This is a genomic window from Labilithrix sp., from assembly GCA_019637155.1.
Taxonomy (GTDB): Bacteria; Myxococcota_A; Polyangia; order Polyangiales; family Polyangiaceae; genus Labilithrix.
On sequence record JAHBWE010000009.1, the window covers coordinates 76,723 to 94,077 of the forward strand.

General features: G+C 70.9%; 16 protein-coding genes. 8 read left to right on the forward strand and 8 right to left on the reverse strand.

Annotated elements, in window-relative coordinates:
* Positions 1-111: 111 nt before the first annotated feature.
* A complete protein-coding gene (locus KF837_20065; protein ID MBX3229625.1) occupies positions 112-1,443 on the forward strand; it encodes a hypothetical protein in 1,332 nt (443 codons plus the stop codon).
* A 25-nt stretch (positions 1,444-1,468) separates the two neighbouring features.
* Complete coding sequence (locus KF837_20070; GenBank protein MBX3229626.1) at positions 1,469-2,287, forward strand: SDR family NAD(P)-dependent oxidoreductase; 819 nt, start codon at positions 1,469-1,471, stop codon at positions 2,285-2,287.
* Here KF837_20070 and KF837_20075 read toward each other — a convergent pair.
* On the reverse strand, positions 2,274-4,814 hold the full coding sequence (locus tag KF837_20075) for an NUDIX domain-containing protein (GenBank protein ID MBX3229627.1): 2,541 nt from the start codon (positions 4,812-4,814) through the stop codon (positions 2,274-2,276). The genes KF837_20070 and KF837_20075 overlap by 14 nt on opposite strands.
* Before the next feature lie 65 nt (positions 4,815-4,879).
* Here KF837_20075 and KF837_20080 point away from each other — a divergent pair, with 65 nt between their 5' ends.
* The 4 genes from KF837_20080 to KF837_20095 all read left to right on the forward strand — a co-directional run bounded on the left by KF837_20080 (position 4,880) and on the right by KF837_20095 (position 10,216).
* Complete coding sequence (locus KF837_20080) at positions 4,880-6,391, forward strand: CoA-acylating methylmalonate-semialdehyde dehydrogenase (GenBank protein MBX3229628.1); 1,512 nt, start codon at positions 4,880-4,882, stop codon at positions 6,389-6,391.
* A gap of 107 nt (positions 6,392-6,498) precedes the next feature.
* Entirely contained in the window at positions 6,499-7,371 is an 873-nt protein-coding gene (locus KF837_20085; GenBank protein ID MBX3229629.1) for a PD40 domain-containing protein, read from the forward strand.
* A 15-nt stretch (positions 7,372-7,386) separates the two neighbouring features.
* Positions 7,387-8,238 (forward strand): aminoglycoside phosphotransferase family protein, encoded by an 852-nt coding sequence (locus KF837_20090; protein MBX3229630.1) that lies wholly within the window; start codon positions 7,387-7,389, stop codon positions 8,236-8,238.
* A gap of 634 nt (positions 8,239-8,872) precedes the next feature.
* A complete protein-coding gene (locus KF837_20095) occupies positions 8,873-10,216 on the forward strand; it encodes a hypothetical protein (GenBank protein MBX3229631.1) in 1,344 nt (447 codons plus the stop codon).
* A gap of 4 nt (positions 10,217-10,220) precedes the next feature.
* Here KF837_20095 and purS read toward each other — a convergent pair whose 3' ends face one another.
* Genes purS through KF837_20110 form a run of 3 tightly spaced genes read right to left on the reverse strand, consistent with a single transcriptional unit; the run spans position 10,221 to position 11,973 of the window.
* Positions 10,221-10,469: a phosphoribosylformylglycinamidine synthase subunit PurS gene (gene purS, locus KF837_20100; protein MBX3229632.1), complete on the reverse strand. Its 249-nt coding sequence runs from the start codon at positions 10,467-10,469 to the stop codon at positions 10,221-10,223.
* Entirely contained in the window at positions 10,466-11,431 is a 966-nt protein-coding gene (locus tag KF837_20105; GenBank protein ID MBX3229633.1) for a phosphoribosylaminoimidazolesuccinocarboxamide synthase, read from the reverse strand. The genes purS and KF837_20105 overlap by 4 nt, the downstream gene beginning before the upstream one ends.
* A gap of 2 nt (positions 11,432-11,433) precedes the next feature.
* The gene (locus tag KF837_20110) at positions 11,434-11,973 is read right to left on the reverse strand and encodes an OmpA family protein (GenBank protein ID MBX3229634.1); all 540 of its coding nucleotides are present in this window, start codon (positions 11,971-11,973) and stop codon (positions 11,434-11,436) included.
* Between the two features lie 166 nt (positions 11,974-12,139).
* Between KF837_20110 and KF837_20115 the strand changes: the two genes are divergently transcribed.
* The gene (locus KF837_20115; protein MBX3229635.1) at positions 12,140-12,889 is read left to right on the forward strand and encodes a response regulator; all 750 of its coding nucleotides are present in this window, start codon (positions 12,140-12,142) and stop codon (positions 12,887-12,889) included.
* Between the two features lie 16 nt (positions 12,890-12,905).
* Positions 12,906-14,306, forward strand: a complete 1,401-nt coding sequence (locus tag KF837_20120) for a HAMP domain-containing protein (GenBank protein MBX3229636.1) — start codon at positions 12,906-12,908, stop codon at positions 14,304-14,306.
* On the opposite strand, the gene KF837_20125 is transcribed toward KF837_20120, so the two are convergent.
* Genes KF837_20125 through KF837_20140 form a run of 4 tightly spaced genes read right to left on the reverse strand, consistent with a single transcriptional unit; the run spans position 14,296 to position 17,254 of the window.
* Positions 14,296-14,769, reverse strand: coding sequence for a hypothetical protein (locus KF837_20125; protein MBX3229637.1), 474 nt, complete (start codon positions 14,767-14,769; stop codon positions 14,296-14,298). The two genes, KF837_20120 and KF837_20125, sit on opposite strands and share 11 nt — an antisense overlap.
* A 20-nt stretch (positions 14,770-14,789) precedes the next feature.
* Entirely contained in the window at positions 14,790-16,271 is a 1,482-nt protein-coding gene (locus tag KF837_20130; protein ID MBX3229638.1) for a protein kinase, read from the reverse strand.
* 4 nt (positions 16,272-16,275) lie between these two features.
* The gene (locus tag KF837_20135) at positions 16,276-16,857 is read right to left on the reverse strand and encodes a hypothetical protein (GenBank protein ID MBX3229639.1); all 582 of its coding nucleotides are present in this window, start codon (positions 16,855-16,857) and stop codon (positions 16,276-16,278) included.
* Entirely contained in the window at positions 16,841-17,254 is a 414-nt protein-coding gene (locus KF837_20140) for a DUF962 domain-containing protein (protein ID MBX3229640.1), read from the reverse strand. The genes KF837_20135 and KF837_20140 overlap by 17 nt, the downstream gene beginning before the upstream one ends.
* Positions 17,255-17,355 lie beyond the last annotated feature (101 nt).

The window sequence follows — 17,355 nt, forward strand, 5'->3', positions numbered from 1 at the left end:
CCGATGATCGTGCGGCGAAACGCGCATGACGCAAGGCGGCAAATCCGCGTTTCACACGCCTTTCATACAGGCGTGAATATCCCCTCCGAGCCGAGCGTCTGTGGCAACCGCATGAGAAAAGCCCTCCTCGGACTCCTCGCCGTCACCGCCGCCGCCTGCTCCTCGTCGAAGCCCGCCGAAACGAAGACACCCGCCGCGCAGAGCGCCGAGAAGGACGCGGAGCCGAAGGACGGCGTCTCCCGCGAGATCACCCAGGGCCAGCTCAAGATCGCGCACTACTCGAGCGGCGACATGACGACCGGGCTCGTCCTCGATCGATCGGGCGAGCGGCCGAAGGTGAAGTTCGACGACAAGAAGGACGTCATCGAGCTCACGATGGTCGAGGACCGGTTCGGCGGACAGCGCCGCGGCTGGTACTTGAAGTCGCCCGACGGCAAGAACGTCCTCTACCTCTCGTCGCGCGGCGCCCTCTCCGCCTACATCGGCCGCGACGAGATCCGCCTCAACAGCGACAAGGCCGCGAGCGCGCTGCCGGCCGCGACGATCGCGGGCGAGTACAAGGCGCCCGAGAGCGCGTACGACAAGAACAAGGCGAAGTACACCGCGCTCTCGCTCCAGGCGAAGAAGCCGGAGCTGCCCTCGGAGGACTCCGGCAACCTCGCGAAGGTCGGCGACGCGCTCGCGTCGACGCCGGTCGATCAGTTCGTGCGGCTCACCGACGCCGGCTCGAAGGCGGCGCGGTGGGCGCCGGCCTCGCAGAAGATCGGGAACACGACCGGCGGCCTCGGCGGCCAGGTCACCGGCTACCCCGCCGACGACGCGTGGGAGCCCGCGAAGGCGACCGGCATCGGCAAGCTGGGCGGGAAGCTGATCCCGACGATGTTCGAGTACAACAGCCCGAACCGCCTGCGCCTCCACACGCTGAAGGGATGGCCGCCGCCGCTCGCCGCCGGCACGCCGGGGATCGTCTGGGAGGTGCACGATCACATCGTGTTCGTCACCGCCGACGGCGGGCGCTACGAGCTCTCGAACTCGAACGAGGAGTCGGAGTACTTCGAGAAGGGCGCCGGCGCGAAGGCCTCGTGGCCCGCGTTCAATCAGCACGCGCTCGTCGACGTCGACACCGTGCGCGCGCTCGAGAAGGCGGGCGCGATCGCGCCGGCCACGGCGAAGGAGGTCGTCGACGCCGACAACGCGTGGTTCGAGTGCGTCAACGGCGTCTGGAAGACGACGAAGGAGCAGCTCGACAAGATCGAGGCGTCCAGCGCGGCCGCGAACGACAAGTGGGGCAAGCTGACCGGCGCGCGGAAGACCGCGGAGCTCGAGGCGCCGAAGAAGTGCGAGCCCACGAAGCAGAAGCTCGAGAAGGCGCTCCTCAAGGTCATCGACGATCGCACCGCGCAGCGAAAGGCCATCTTCGAGAAGACGAAGGGTCGTTTCTAGAGCGTAAATCGGTAAGCTGCGGCGCATGCGACGCATCCTCGTCACCGGCGCCAACAAGGGGATCGGGCTCGCGATCGCGAAGGCGATCCTCGAAGAGCACGCCGACACGTTCGTCTACCTCGGCTCGCGCGATCCGGAGCGCGGGCGCGCGGCGGCCGCGTCGCTCGAGAAGCCCGGGCGCGTCGAGCCGCTCGAGCTGGATGTGGGGGCGGCGGGGTCGGTCACCGCCGCCCCCGCGCGCCTCGCGGGCGCGCGCCTCTACGGCGTAGTGAACAACGCCGGCATCGGGAGCAGCGCGGGTGACCTCGCCGCGGTGCTCGCGGTGAACGCGTTCGGCGTGCAGCGCGTCTGCGAGGCGTTCCTGCCTTCGATCGATCGCGGCGGACGCGTCGTCAACGTCACCTCCGCGTCGGGTCCGATGTTCATGTCGTCGTGCAGCCCCGAGGTGAAGGCGGTGCTCCTCGACGACACGCTCACGTGGCCGCGCCTCCGCGCCTTCATGGAGGAGCAGATCGCGCGCGGCGCGGACGTGGAGAGCTACGGCTTCTCGAAGGCGTGCGCGAACGCGTACACCGCGCTCCTCGCGCGCGAGCACCCCGAGCTGCGCATCAACGCGTGCACGCCCGGGTACATCGAGACCGACATGACGCGGCCTCACGCGGCCGGGTCGGGCAAGTCTGCCGCCGAGCTCGGGATGAAACCGCCCTCCGCCGGCGCGCGCGCGCCGATGTTCCTCCTATTTGGTGAGCCGGAAGGCAACGGGTACTTCTACGGCAGCGACGCGCAGCGGAGCCCGCTCGATCGCTACCGCGCGCCAGGGTCTCCGCCGTTCACGGGAGCTTGAGCGCGGCGGCGAGGATCGCCGCGTGATCGAACGCGAGGCGCGCGGGCAGGGAGTCGAGCGGGAACCACCGCGCGTCGTCGGCGTCGTCGCCGCCCGCGATCGCGACGCGCCCCTCCTCGTCGTCGAGGGCGACGAGGAACGCCGTCGTGCGGCTGAACGATCGGGCGCCGTCGCGCGGATCGCGGCCGTTGCCCTCGAAGACGCCGACGCGGCGCAAGCGCTCGGGCGACACCGCGAGCGCCGTCTCCTCGCGGAGCTCGCGCACGCAGGCCTCGACGTCGGTCTCGACGCCGGCGCGCCACGCACCGCCGCGCGGCGCGTCGGTCCGCACGAAGCCGCCCGGCAGCGCCCACGCGCTGGGCTCGACCGGAGCGTCCACGCTCCGCCGCACGAGCAGCACCTCGGAGCCGCGCCGGAGGACGATCGCGTCCACCGTCGGGTTCGGGCCTTCGAACCAGTGCGGGGCGACGCGCGCGGAGGACGGGCGCGCGCCGACGAAGTAGGCGATCTCCGCGCCGGTGTGCACCGCGGCGGCGGGTCGTTCGCGGGCGTGCGCGCCGCTCGCGCCGGGGCCGGAGAGCGCGACGTACGGGAGCCCGAGGTTCTTCGCCGCCTGGATCTCGTCGCGCACGATCTGACCGCCGCCCGCGAACACGCACGCGCCGCCGGTCGCGTCGACGAGCTCGTAGAGGCGCGCGCACTTCTCGTAGAGCGTCGCCGCGACGACGTGGGCGTGCGTCATCGCCTCGCTCGCGAGCGACGCCGGCTCGGTCTCGCTCACGATCGCGCCGACGACCGGGATCCCGCGTCCCCGCGCGCGCGCGCCGACGAGGCCCTCCACGCCGAAGCGCGTGCCGCCGGTGAGGAGGAGCACGCGCGCGACGTCGAGCGCGTCGACGAACGCCGCGAGCTCCATCTCGACGCGGGCGCGATCGCCTTCGCTCATCGCGTCCCAGCTGTGCTTCCACGCGCCCGCGATCGACACGACGTGGCGTCCCTCGGCGAACGCGAGGAACGAAGCTCGATCGAGGACCGGAACGGATAGCGCCGCGAGCCGCTCCGCGAGCGCGTGGTCGCGCGCCGCGATCGCCTCCCGGCGCCGCCGCACGACCTCGTCGGTGAACGCGACCGGCGCGAGATCGTCCGGGACCGCGAACGCGCGGCGCGCGGGCCGATCGCGCTCACGCGCCGCCGCGATGACCTCCTCCTCGACCGCGCGCATCGGGCCCGCGAGATCGGCCGGCCGCACGCCCGACACGAGCGCGGCGCGCGCCGCCGACTCCGCCGACGCGCCGTAGATCCCGTAGCCGTCGCTGCCGAGCGTGACGCGCGCTCCGGCGTCGAGGTAGCGACGCAGCGGCGCGTCGCGGCCGCTCGCGAGGTGGTTGAGCGCGACGTTGGAGTCGAGGTTCATCTCGACGGTCGCGCGCGACTCCACCACGAGGGAGAGCGTCTCGTCGTCCGCGCCGTACAGCCCGTGCCCGAGCCGCGTCGCGACGGCGAAGCCCGCGAGCGCCTCGATCGCGACGCGCAGGTTCTCCGGATGCGACGGGCTCTCCCCGGCGTGGACGCGCACGACGAAGCCGGGGCGCTCCCGCGTCGCCCACGTCGCCGCGGCGCGGAGCTGCGGGACGAACGCGTGCGTCGAGTTCGTCTCGTGCCCCATCACGTCGATGCCCGCGACGTAGAGGCTCTCGCCGAGCGTCGCGAGCCGGCGGAGGAGGTCCTCGTCCCACTCCGGATCGTCGTGGCGGCTCAGCGCGAGGAGGAAGCGCAGCGTCACGCCGGTCTCGTCCTCGATCGCGGGGACGTGCTCGTGGATCGTCCGCAAGACGCGCGCAAGGGCGAGGCTGCCGAGCGAGAGCTCCACGTAGCGGATCCCCATCGCCGCGTAGTCCTCGGCGAGCCGGCGCAAGATCGCGGGCATCGCGGGGAGCGACTTCGTGATCGGCGCGCGGAGCCGGTAGATGCGCTCCATGTCGAGGAACGTGATGCGGCGATCGGCCGGCGCCGCGAGCGCCCGCGCGAGCCGTGCGCGGGCGCCGTCCGGGAGCTCCGCGATCGGCACCGCGCGCTCTCCCTCGACCTCGATCCGGACGCCGGCCTCGGCGAGAAGAGCGGGCGGATACGCGACGTCGTGCGCGCGTCCGATCGCGAGGAGGTCCTCCGCGCCGACGCAGCCGGCGTAGTGCGTGTGGAGATCGGTGATCGGCGTGACGACGCTCTCGTCGCCGCGCGCGGCGAGCGGGACGGGATGGAGCCGCCCGTGATCGGCGGCGTAGCGGAGCTCGAAGGGACAGAGCCGATAGCGCGAGCGGAGCGCTCCGCCGGCGCCGGCGCGCTCGGCGACCTCGAGCACCGAGCCGTCCTCGAGCGCGAGGCCGACGCTCGCGCCGTGCACGCGGAGCGCCGACGAGAGCGCCTGCTCCGCCGCGCTGACGCGATCGCCGCCGCGGTACTCGACCGCCACCTCGCCGTCTCCGCGCACGACGAGGACATGGAGACCGGCGCGATCGAGCGGAATCAACGGCGCGGAGCGTGAGCGTACCACGCTTCGACGCGGCACCTCGTCTGTGTGACAATGGGCCTGCCATGTCCCAAGCACTCCCGATTGTTGGTCACCTCATCGACGGCAAAGAAGTCACCGGCGAAGGCCGTTCGCAGGAGGTATGGAACCCCGCGACGGGCTCGGCCGACAAACGCGTGCTCCTCGCGGACAAGAAGACGGTGCAGGCCGCGATCGACTCGGCCGAGAAGGCGTACCCCGCCTGGCGCGCGACCGCGCCGCTCAAGCGCGCGCGCGTGATGAGCAAGCTCAAGGTCCTCCTCGAGCAGAACGCGGAGAAGGTCGCCTCGCTCCTCACCGCCGAGCACGGCAAGGTCGCCGGCGACGCGATGGGGGAGGTTCAGCGCGGGATCGAGAACGTCGAGTACGCCTCGTACGCGACGGAGCTCCTCAAGGGTGAGCACACGCGCAACGTCGGCCCCGGCATCGACGCGTGGACCGAGCTCCAGCCGCTCGGCGTCACCGCCGGCATCACGCCCTTCAACTTCCCGGCGATGGTGCCGCTCTGGATGTGGCCGATGGCGGTCGTCTGCGGCAACACCTTCGTCCTCAAGCCGTCGGAGCGCGATCCGTCGAGCACGCTCTTCGTCTCCCAGCTCGCGCAGGAGGCCGGCCTCCCGCCCGGCGTCCTCAACGTCGTCAACGGCGACAAGGAGGCGGTCGACGCGCTCCTCGAGGACCGCCGCGTCCAGGCGCTCAGCTTCGTCGGCTCCACGCCGATTGCAGAATACATCTATTCGAAGGGCTGCGCGAACGGCAAGCGCGTGCAGGCGCTCGGCGGCGCGAAGAACCACGCCGTCGTCATGCCCGACGCCGACATCGACAACGCCGTCAACGCGCTCATGGGCGCGGCCTACGGCTCGTGCGGCGAGCGCTGCATGGCGATCCCGATCGTCGTCGCGGTCGGCGACGACACGGCGGACAAGGTCGTCGCCGGACTGAAGGAGCAGATCGCGAAGATGAAGGTCGGCCCCGGCACGAACGCGAGCAACGACATGGGGCCGCTCGTGACGAAGCCGCACTTCGAGAAGGTGAAGGGCTACGTCGAGCAGGGCGTGAAGGAGGGCGCCACCCTCGTCGTCGACGGCCGCGGGATCAAGGTGCCGGGGCACGAGAACGGCTACTTCCTCGGCGCGTGCCTCTTCGATCATGTGAAGCCGGAGATGGTCATCTACCGCGAGGAGATCTTCGGGCCCGTCCTCGGCGTCGTGCGGGTGAAGTCGCTCGAGGAGGCGATGAAGCTGATCAACGAGCACGAGTACGGCAACGGCACCTGCATCTTCACGCGCGACGGCGAGGCGGCGCGCTACTTCTCCGATCACATCCTCGTCGGCATGGTCGGCGTGAACGTCCCGCTGCCGGTGCCGGTCGCGTACCACTCGTTCGGCGGCTGGAAGCGCTCGCTCTTCGGCGACCTCCACGCCTACGGCCCCGACGCGGTCCGCTTCTACACGCGGAAGAAGGCGATCACGCAACGCTGGCCCTCCGCCGGCGTCCGCGAGGGCACGACCTTCTCGTTCCCCTCGAACCACAAGTAACGCGTCGAGGAGGCGCCTCCGCGCTCGCGCGAAATCGGATACCGTGGACGATCACCCTTCTCCATCCTTTGGGAGGTTCGTCGATGACGCGATTCGTGACGTGCGCGGTGCTTACGCTTGGCCTGACGCTGTTTGCTTGTGATGACGAGCTGGAGGACGACCCGGCGGAGCAGGCCGGCGGCGCCCTCTCCGGGACCTTCTACTGGACCGACTCGGCGAGCGTCGAGATCCACAAGCTCGACCTCGCGACCGGCGCCGACACGAAGCTCGGTGGTGCGCATCAGGTCCGGCGCGCGCCGGACGGTAAGCTGCTCATCGTCGGCGCGAAGGGGATCGAGGAGACGGACGAGGCCGTCATCTCCACGCGCGTCATCAAGACGAGCGACGTCAACTCGGTCGATGACGCGGAGGTCAACTACGTCACCCTCGACGTCTCCCCGGACGGGACCAAGATCGCGTACGACACGCTCGGGAGCGCGTCTTATGTCTGCTCGCGCGCGGACGGCGCGGTCGTGGCCCGTCTCCAGCCCCAGGGTGAACGCGACACGTTCTCGCGTCCGACCTGGACCCCCGACGGCCGCATCGTCGCCTCGGGCAGCTTCTTCAAGCAGGGCATCTACATCTCCGACGCGGCGCTCACGACGATGACGCGCATCGACCCGAACCTCGAGCAGCCGAGGCAGGCCGCGGTGTCGCCCGACGGCACCAAGGTCGCGTTCATCCTGAAGAAGCTCGTCTTCGTGATGAACGTCGACGGCTCGGGCCTGACGCAGATCGACACCGACGACACCGAGAACGACTCGTGGCCGACGTGGTCGCCCGACGGCAAGTCGATCGCCTACTACGCCACCGCGGGTCACTTGAAGATCCGTCCGGCCGCCGGCGGCGCCGCGATCGACGTCTTCGACACCTACCCCGCCCTCGCGAGCAAGATCGTCGTCTTCGGCACGAGCGCACCCCCGCACTGGGTCGCGCTGTAGTCTTCGCGTTCGAGGATGAGCCCCGAGGTCGCCGCCGCCGTCGCGCACGCGCTCGCGATCGAGCGGGGCCTCGAGGTGTCCGCGCCGGCCGTGCTCGCCGATCGGAGCAACCTGGTCCTCGGCCTCGGCGCCGGCGTGGTCGCGCGCGTGGCGATGGCGACGTCGCTCGCGCGCGTCGGCATGGCGTGGCTGCGGCGCGAGGTGGAGGTCTCACGTTTCCTCGACGCGGAGGGCGTCGGCGTCACGCGGCCGATCGACGGCCCGTTCGAGCGCGACGGCTTCGTGATCAGCTTCTGGCATCGCGAAGCGGTCGCGAGCGAGGGACCCGATCCGGCGACGGCGGGCGCGGAGCTACGTCGCGCGCACGCCGCGCTCGCGCGCTACGAGGGCGCGCTGCCGGAGTGGGGCGGCTTCGAGGAGGCGCGGCTCGTGCGCGATCGCGCGCGCACGAGCCGCATGATGACGGCGGCGGAGCTCGCGCGCGTGGACCGCGCCTGGGAAGCGGCGGAGCGCGTCGTTCATGGTGCGCGGGCGCGCAGCGCGTCGTTCCAGGCGGTGCACGGCGACGCGCACATCCGGAACGTGCTCGCGACCGCGCGCGGCATACTCTGGACGGACTGGGAGGACGCGTTCCGGGGACCGATCGAGTTCGACCTCGCGTGCCTCCGCTCGCGCGCGGAGCTCCTCGGCGAGGAGGTCGACGCGATCGACGCGATGACGTCCGCGTACGGCGAGCACGATCGCGATCTCGTGCGCGACCTCGGCCCCGTGCGAAACCTCCAGGTGATCGTGTGGCTCGCGGTGTTCGCGGAGCGCGACCCGAGCCTCCTCCCGCGCATGCGCGCGCGCATCGAGCGGCTGCCTTAGCGCGTCGGTCAGGGCAGCGGCGCGACCCACACGCCGGCGCGCTCACCGCTTCCGTCGATCGCGTACCGGAGATCGTCTTTGCCGGTGCCCGTGCTCGCGACGATCGCCGTCTCGGCGCCGCCGCCGGTGAGGACGACCTTCGCAGTGCTTCACAGCCGGCCGCGGCAAGCAACGCGACCCGCGCGAGGACGCGACCGCCACAACAGCAGCGAAGCAACCCCCGTCTTCGGGGGCCGTGTCCTCGCGCGCGGGAGTGTCGGGGACGAAGCCCCTGACCGCCAAAGACACGACGCATCCATCAGATTGTCCGCCCGCTCCGAGCGCCCGCGCTGTTACATCGACGTGACTCGGTCACACGCACAGGTCCAAGTCGTTCGACGTCGAGCGCACGACGCCGCGCGAAGCGGATGCCGGTCGAAGCCGCGACGCTCGGCGCTCCATGCATCGGTGCCTCGCTCCGGAGCGTGCCGTCCGGAAACGCGACGTCGCCGCTGCCGCATTGGCTGCGATCGTGTGGCGGGCGTCGCACCCGAGATCGTGCGTGTTTTCGTGGTGCGGCGCGGACGGTGCCTTCCTTCGGGTGACGCCGTCGGGGTGACGTTTGTGTGGGCGCGAAAGATCGTCCAATAGGGCGATGCGTACCTCCGTCCTTCGATTCGCCGTTGTCCTCGCGCCTCTCTTCGGCGTCGCGTGTACCACCAGCACGAGCTCCGACGTCCCCGACGCCGACGGCGGCGCGTGCGCGGCGAGCGGGAGCGGCAACGTGACCGTCATGGTCGCAGGTCTGCCGGAGGGGCTCGCGGCCGACGTGTCGATCGAGGGCGGCGCGGGCGGCGCGCGCGCGGTCGTGCCGAACGAGGCGTTCGTCGCCGAGGGCGGCAGCTATCGCGTGAGCGCGAACGTCGTCGCGGGCAGCGATCCGATCGTGCGCACCGCGTACGCGGCGTCGATCGACGGGGCCGACTTCTGCCTCACGAACGGGAGCGCGCAGACCGTCACCGTGACGTACGCGCCGATCGCCACGAGCGGGAAGCTCTGGCACACGAACCAGAACGCCGCCGCGCAGCTCCTCGGCTTCGCCTCGTCGTCGCTCGCGGAGACGGGCGCGCCGGCGGCGACCGTCGCGGGCAAGGGCGGGCTCGGTCGCAGCCTCGCGTTCGATCGCGAGGGCAACCTCTGGTCGCACGGCGGCACCACCACCGACGCCACGCTCGCGCGGTACTCGGCCGCGAGCCTCGCCGCCTCCGGCGACAAGCGGCCGGACGTCGAGCTCCGCTTCGATCCGGGTCAGGGCTGCATCCCGGGCATCTCGTCGATCGCGTTCGCGGGCGACGGCGCGCTCTGGGCGACGTCGGGCTGCGCGAAGAAGGCGCTCCGGCTCGCGCCCGAGGACATCCGCGCGTCGGGCGAGCCGGCGCCGAACGTGAACCTCGGCGGCCTCGACGGGCCCGAGGGCCTCGCCTTCGACAAGGACGGCAACCTGTGGGTCGCGAATACCGGAGCGAAGACGCTCGTCCGCTTCGACGCCGCGCGCCTCGGCGCGTCCTCCGACGAGATCGCGAGCCTCGTCATCGCGCCGAAGACCGAGACCGCGGTCGAGCTCGCGCCGAACCACCTCGCGTTCGACAAGGACGGCAACCTCTGGATCGCGAGCTTCTCCGCGAACACGATCTATCGCCTCACGCCGAGCGAGCTCGAGGGCGCCGGCACGAAGGACGTCACGCCGGCCGTCCGCATCTCGCTGTCCGTCAACGCGCTGCCCGAGGGCCTCGCCTTCGACGAGTCGGGCGCGCTCTGGCTCACGCTCGCGAAGGGTCAGATCGGTCGCCTCGGCGCCTCGCAGCTCGGCGCGAGCAGCACCCCGGGCGCGCCGACGACGCCGGAGGTGATCGTCTCCTCCCCGGACATCAACTTCGCCCACGCCCCGACGTTCTTCCCCGCCGCGAAGGGCACCCCGCTCTACGCCGCGCTGCCCTGACGCGTCAAATGCGGATCTCGTAGTCCTCGATGACCGGGTTCGCGAGCATCTCGTCGGCCATCTTCTCGAGGCGGGACCTCAGCGCGGCCTGGTCCGTGACCGGCGCGTCGCCGAGGTCGATCTCGATCAGCTTGCCGATGCGGACGCCCTTCACGCCCTCGAAGCCGAGCTTGTCGAGGGCGCGCTTCACGGCGTCGCCCTGCGGGTCGAGCACCTCGGTCTTGAGTCGGACGAGAACGGTGGCTTTGCTCATGAGGAGACTCCGAGGTTCTTCGCGATGCGCTCGAGCGGCGGCTCCGTGTTCGGCTCGAACCGCTCGCCCGTGATGCGCTCGTACGCTTCGATGTAACGCTTCGCCGCCCCGATCCGCACGTCGCTCGGGAGCGGCGGCGGCTCGCCGTCGCCGCGGTAGTCGAGCGCGGTGTAGTAACGGCGCACGAAGTCCTTGTCGAGCGGCTCCGGATCGAGCCCCTGCGCCATGCGGTCCGCGTAGGAGGCCTCCATCCAGAAGCGCGAGGAGTCCGGCGTATGTATTTCGTCGATAACGACGATTTCGCCGTCCTTCGTCTTGCCCAGCTCGTACTTCGTGTCGACGAGGATGAGCCCTCGCTCCGCGCACACCTTCTGGCCCGCCGCGAAGAGCGCGTACGCCATCTCCGCCGCGCGATCGAAGTCGGCGGCGGAGAGCTTCCCCGCGGCGAGGATCTCCTCGCGCGACGCCGAGACGTCGTGCTCCCCCTTCGGCGCCTTCGTCGCCGGCGTGAGGAGCGGGCGCTCGAGGCGCTGGTTCTTCACCAAACCGTCCGGCAGCGCGTGGCCGCAGAAGGTCCGCGCGCCCGCGGCGTAGTGCGTCCACATGCTCGTGGAGGTGGAGCCCGTGATGTACGCGCGGACCACCATCTCCACCGGCAGCGGCGCGCAGTCGACGCACTCGAGCACGTTCGGATCGGGGACGCGGACGACGTGGTTCTTCGCGACGTCCTTCGTCTTCTCGAACCACCACGCCGCGAGGCGGTTCAGCACCTGGCCCTTGAGCGGGATCGTGCCGAGCACGCGATCGAACGCGCTGATGCGATCGGTCACGACGATGAAACGCCGGCCGTTCGCGCTGTAGTTGTCGCGGACCTTGCCTTCGTAGCGTTCGCCGAGACCCTGGAAGTGGGTCGCGTCGAGGGTGTGAGCGAGCTGCGCCTGAAGAACGGAGTCTAGGACCACGTTCAGTTGGCGCGGAGCTTCACGTCGACGCGGCGATCCTTCTGCCAGCCCTTCTCGTCGGTGCCCGTCGCGTCGAGCTCGCCGCGCGACGTGTCGTGCAGCTTGTCGTTCGGGACGCCGGCGGAGGCGAGGAAGTTGTGCGCCGCGCGCGCGCGCTTCGCGCCGAGCGTCATGTTGTACTCGGTCTCGCCGCGCGGATCGGCGCGCCCGACGAGGTCGACCGCGCGCCCCTTGAGCGGACCGGTCGTGAGGCACTTCGCGATCTGCTCGAGGATGTCCTTCTCGGCCTGCGAGAGGGACTCCGAGTCGAAGTCGAACTTCGGCGCGGTCTCCTCGTTCGAGAACTTGAGGTTGCACGCCTTCGTGATCGCGTCGTCCACGTTCACGGCGCTGTTGCCCGTCTGCGAGGGCGCGCTCGTCACGGTGGGCGTCGCCGACGGCGCTGTGGCCGTGGGGCCGACCGGCTCGGGCTTCTTGTCACCCCCGCACGCCATCGAGAGGACGAGGAGCGGAGCAGCGATGATGAATGCGACCTTCTTCATTGGAAATCCTCGGCGGGTCAGGTCCCGGACGCTCTTTGTAATCGGGTGGCTTGCGGCGTCAATGCGCTTCCGCCCAGGAGAAAACGCGGCTCATTGTCCAGCCTTACGCTCGGTCGCGCGCGAACCTGCCGCCTCCGCGGGTCGGGACGGATAAGATCGCGGAGCCATGGCCAATCTTTCGGAGATTCCGCCGCCTTCGGTGACCGCGCCGACCGGCGACCTCGTCCTCGTCGTCGATGACGAGGAGGACATCCGGCGTCTCGTCTCGTTCAACCTGGATGAGGCAGGATTCCGCGTAGAGGCGGTCGAGAGCGGAACGGCCGCGCTCGACAGCGCCGCCCGCTCGAGGCCGTCGGTCGTGATCCTCGACCTCATGCTCCCGGATCAGTCCGGCACCGAGATCTGCCGGCGCCTCCGCGCGGACCCCGCCCTCGCCGACGCCGCCATCCTCATGCTCACCGCGCGCGGCGACGAGTACGACCGCGTCCTCGGCTTCGAGGTCGGCGCCGACGACTACGTCGTGAAGCCGTTCAGCGTGCGCGAGCTCATCATGCGCGTGCGCGGGCTCGCGGTGCGGGCGCGGGAGCGCAGGCTCGCGCGCGGCAAGAGCGACGAGGGCAAGCGCCTCGCGTGGCGCGGCCTGGAGATCGATCCGGTCCGCCATCGCGTCACGAGCGACGGCGCGGAGCTCGGGCTCCGGCCGCTCGAGTACAAGCTCCTCGCGATCTTCATCGAGCACCCCGGCCGCGTGTTCTCGCGCACCGACCTCCTCCAGGAGGTCTGGGGGATCAGCCCCGACACGAACACGCGCACGGTCGACACGCACATCCGGCGGCTCCGCGAGCGGCTCGGCCCCTACAGCGACGCGATCGAGACCGTCCACGGATTCGGGTATCGACTCCGCGAGGACGGTTGAGAGCCTGAGACGCCGCGTGCGAGCCCTCAGCTTCCGCTCGAAGCTCCTCGCCAGTCACGTCGCCGTCGTGCTCGCGGTCGTGGGCATCGCGCTCCTCACGCTCGATCGCTGGCTCGCGGCCGACCTCGGCCGCCAGCTCGATCAACGGCTCGAGCAGCAGGGAAAGGGCGCGCTCGAGTGGGCCGAGGGCGGCAAGCGCCACCCCGATCGCATCGCGTCGCGCATCGCGCACATCGTCGACGCCGAGGTCACGCTCTTCGGCGAAGACGGGACCGTCCTCGGCGCCTCCGCGATCGAGGCGCGCCTCGACATCGGGCCCGAGGTCGAGATCGCGAAGCGCGGCGAGGTCGGCAAGGCCGCGCGCTGGCGCAGCGGACGCGAGATGCACTACGTCGCCGTCGTCGGCGAAGACGGGACGATCCTCCGCCTCGCGCAGCCGCTCTCCGAGATCAACGCCACCGTCGCCGAGACGCGGCGGCGCCTCGTCTTCGCGTCGTCGCTCGCGCTCCTCGTCGCGATCGTGCTCGGGTTCCTCGCGTCCCGCGTCGCGTCGCGACCGCTCGCCGAGATGACGACGACCGCGACGCGCCTCGCCGAGGGCGAGTTCGACACGCCGATCGAAGAGGGCGCGGCGGACGAGTTCGGCGTCCTCCGCCGCGCGCTCTCGTCCCTCGCGACCCAGCTCTCCGCGCGCATCGGCGACCTCGTCGCCGAGCGCGACCGGCTCCATCGCCTCATGACGATCCGCCGCGACTTCGTCGCCAACGTCTCGCACGAGCTGCGGACGCCGGTGACGTCGATCCAGGGCTACGCCGAGACGCTGCTGCGGAAGGACCCGAAGCCGGAGATGCGCGCGCAGTTCGTCGAGGTCATTCACCGCCAGGCGCAGCGGATGGGCGCGCTCGTGGAGCAGCTCCTCGCGCTCTCGGAGCTCGAGGTGCGCGGCAAGGACGACCTCGCGAAGGAGGACGTCGAGCTCGTCGCGGTCGCGCGCCACGTGCGCGAGACGGTCGCGGGCCACGCCGAGAAGCGGAAGGTGACCGTCGCGATCGACGTCCCGAGCGACCTCCACCTCCGCGCCGATCCGGAGGGGCTCGAGCGCGCGCTCTTGAACCTCGTCGACAACGCGGTGAAGTACGGCAAAGACGGCGGCAACGTGCGCGTGAGCGCGCGGAGCGAGGGCGGCGAGGTCACGATCGAGGTCGTCGACGACGGCGAGGGGATCGAGGCGCAGCACCTCCCGCGCCTCTTCGAGCGCTTCTATCGCGTCGACGCGGGGCGCTCGCGCGATCGCGGCGGCGCCGGCCTCGGCCTCGCGATCGTGAAGCACCTCGTCGAGTCGATGGACGGGACGATCGCGGTCGAGAGCACCGTCGGCGCGGGGACGACCTTCCGGATCGTCCTTTTTACTCGGTGATGTGCATGCCGTACTGCTCGAGCGCGCCGCTCGCCACCATCGAGCCGTCGGGGAAGCGGCAGAAGCCGTCCTCGGCGCCGACCGAGTTGCGCCCGGTCACGAGCTGGTAGTTCATCTTCAAGCAGCCCTTCGTGCCCATGCTCATGCTCGGGCTGCCGCCGCGCGACGAGATCTGGATCGGCGGCGCGCTGCGGAGCTGGCGGATCGCGTCGCACGAGAGCTGCCCGTTCGGCTGCCGGCACTGCGCGCTGATGCGGACGTTCTGCGGCCCGTAATAGAGCATCGGGAGCTGCGCGCCGTCCGGCCCGATCCACGCCTCCTGGACCGGCTGCGTCGCCTCGAGGTTCCCGAGCGGACCCGCGCCCGAAGGAGAAGCGCCGCTCGACGACGAGCTGTCCTTCGACGGACAGCCCGCGAGGAAGAGCACGCTCACGAGGATCGAACCGGCGACGATCGGCTTCATCCGTCCGTCATACACGAGTTCTATCGACGCGACCGCATCATGAACGCGCCGGCCGCGGCGCAGAGGAAGAAGAGCGCGAGCCCGAGGAGGATCATCGTCTCCTTCGACTCTTTCTGCCGCGGGCGCTCCTGCGGCACGAGGCGGAGGCTCGGGTCGGTCGGCAGGTGCTCCTGCGGCATGTACTCCGGCGGGATGCTCGGGTGCCCGTGCGCGTGGAGGTTGACGATCGGCGTCGGCTCCATCGGATCGTGGATCGGCGCCATCGACGCGCGCGGCGGCATCGAGCCCGGCGAAGACCGCGGCGGCATCGAGGCCGGCGCGGCGAACGTCTCGTGCTCCTCCGACGGCGTCTGCATCGGCGCGCGGAACTGACCTTGCGGCGACGCCGCGGGGCGCGAGGGGCGGTTCGCCATGCGCGTGGTGCCGGCCGGCGGAGGTACGCGTTCACGCTCCTCGCGTTCGCGGCGCTTCGCCTTCCGGCGCCGGGTCGTGTCGGCGTAGGTCGGGGCGAGCTCGACCTCGCCGCTGCGGACGTCGACCGGCTGCGAGTCCTGCATCGTGTCGTCGCTGACGAGCACGACGTCGGGGCGGCGGCGCGAGGTCGGCATCGCGAGCGCGGTCTCGCTGTCGTAGACCTTCCCGCCCGAGGGCTTCTGCGCCGCGAGGAGCGCGTCGCGCATGTGCGCGGCGCTCTCCCAGCGATCGCTCATCTCGAGCTCGAGCGCGCGATCGATCACCTGCGCGATCGCGGGCGAGAGGTGGGGCACGAGCTCGCGGAGCGGACGCGGACGGCGCGTGGCGGAGGCGATGAGCGCCTCGTGGATCGTCTGCGCGTCGTCGTGGACGAACGCGCCGCTGATGATCGTGAACAGCGTCGCGCCGACGCCCCAGACGTCGGAGCGCGCGTCGACGTCGCGGCGGCCCTGGGCCTGCTCCGGCGGCATGAACTCCGGGGTGCCGATCGTCACGCCCGTCTTCGTCGCCTCCGCTTGCACGTCGCGCATGTGCGCGAGGCCGAAGTCGAGGAGCTTCACGCGGCCCTCGTTCGTGAGGAACACGTTCTCGGGCTTCACGTCGCGATGGACGATCCCCTTCTCGTGCGCGGACGCGAGCGCGTCGAGCGCCTGCACGCCGACCTCGAGCGCCTCCTCGATCGGGATCGAGCCGCCGAGGCGATGGCGGCGCGCGTCGATCGTCTCGCCTTCGAGGAGCTCGAGGACGAGGAACGCCGCGCCGTCTTCGGCGACGCCGTCGTCGAGGACCGCGACGACTCCGTCGTGCCCGACCGAGTTCGCGACGTAGCCCTCGCGGAGGAAGCGCGCGCGCGTCGACGCGTCGCGCGAGAGCGGGGCGTGCAGCATCTTGATCGCGGCGCGCATCCCGTTCGTGCGGTGCGTCGCGGCGTAGACGGTGGCCATACCGCCCACGCCGATGCGCTGATCGATCTGCCATTTCCCGGCGATCAGCTGCCCGACTCGGCCGCGCGGCTCGTCGATCCCCATCGTCTCAGGGCTCCTCCTCGCCGTCGTCGTCGCGCTCGAGGACGGTGTGGAAGGTGGTGCACTGATGGCCCTCGACCGTCCCCGCGTACGTGTAGACGTCGTTCTTCTTCTCGACCCTCCCGAGGAAGCTCACGAGCTGGTAACCCGGCGGCTGATCGATCCACTCGTCGCCGCGGAGGTGGAGCCGCTTCGACCGCGGATCGAAGGTCCCCCGCACGCGGAACGATCCCTCCTCTTCGTCGCGCCCGGGCGCGCCGGCGAAGTGGAACACCGCGGAGGCGATGACGGACACCTCGCCGTCGCCGCGGCCGATCTCGCCGAGGACGATCGTGAGCTCGGTCGCCCCCTGCGCGCAGCGGTACGTCCCGACGAGGCGATCGCCGATGTGAATGAGGAGGTCCTGGCTCCCCGCGCGCGGGCCCTCCCGCGACTCCGTCACGAGCGCGATCGCCGCCGCCGACGCGTCGACGGAGACCATCGGCGCCTCGACGACGTTGCTCGCGTGGGAGCAGGCCGAGAGGATCACGAGGGTCGAGACCGCGGCGACCGCCGCGACGACGGGAGCACCGCTAGTTGACGGTGTCACTCGAGTAGGCGGCGGCTTGCTCGCCGGATTCGGCCGGCGGAGAGGCTTCGGCCGCCCGTTCGGCCGCCTCGCGGACGACGCGCTCGACCTCGGCGTCCATCTCGCCCTTGACCGTCTTCCACCACATCACGAAGTCGGCCTGGAGCGACCAGAGCGGGTACTTGAAGCTCGCCGGTTTGTTCTTCTCGACGAAGAAGTGCCCGATCCACGCGGGGCCGTAGCCGCAGAAAGGCGCGGCGAGGAGGAGCCAGCGCCGCTTCGTGAGCAGCCCGCCCGCGACGCACGCCATCGCCGCGGTGGTCCCGACGAAATGGAGGATGCGCGTCCCCTTGTCCTTGTGCTCACCGACGTAGAAGTCCCAAAACTCCTCGAACGTCTCGATCTCGCGGTCGGCCATCACGCACCTCGCGGACAAAAGGATGAACCTAGCCTCCGCCCATGTCCATCCCTGCGATAGATTGCCTGGCCCGCTTTGCCCCCTTTCCTGCGCGATCTGCT

Excerpts from the sequence above, each read along its gene's own strand:
- KF837_20065 (MBX3229625.1), top strand. The coding sequence starts at position 112 with ATGAGAAAAGCCCTCCTCGGACTCCTCGCCGTCACCGCCGCCGCCTGC.
- KF837_20070 (MBX3229626.1), top strand. The coding sequence starts at position 1,469 with ATGCGACGCATCCTCGTCACCGGCGCCAACAAGGGGATCGGGCTCGCG.
- KF837_20080 (MBX3229628.1), top strand. The coding sequence starts at position 4,880 with ATGTCCCAAGCACTCCCGATTGTTGGTCACCTCATCGACGGCAAAGAA.
- KF837_20090 (MBX3229630.1), top strand. The coding sequence starts at position 7,387 with ATGAGCCCCGAGGTCGCCGCCGCCGTCGCGCACGCGCTCGCGATCGAG.
- KF837_20095 (MBX3229631.1), top strand. The coding sequence starts at position 8,873 with ATGCGTACCTCCGTCCTTCGATTCGCCGTTGTCCTCGCGCCTCTCTTC.
- purS (MBX3229632.1), bottom strand. The coding sequence starts at position 10,469 with ATGAGCAAAGCCACCGTTCTCGTCCGACTCAAGACCGAGGTGCTCGAC.
- KF837_20110 (MBX3229634.1), bottom strand. The coding sequence starts at position 11,973 with ATGAAGAAGGTCGCATTCATCATCGCTGCTCCGCTCCTCGTCCTCTCG.
- KF837_20115 (MBX3229635.1), top strand. The coding sequence starts at position 12,140 with ATGGCCAATCTTTCGGAGATTCCGCCGCCTTCGGTGACCGCGCCGACC.
- KF837_20125 (MBX3229637.1), bottom strand. The coding sequence starts at position 14,769 with ATGAAGCCGATCGTCGCCGGTTCGATCCTCGTGAGCGTGCTCTTCCTC.
- KF837_20130 (MBX3229638.1), bottom strand. The coding sequence starts at position 16,271 with ATGGGGATCGACGAGCCGCGCGGCCGAGTCGGGCAGCTGATCGCCGGG.
- KF837_20140 (MBX3229640.1), bottom strand. The coding sequence starts at position 17,254 with ATGGCCGACCGCGAGATCGAGACGTTCGAGGAGTTTTGGGACTTCTAC.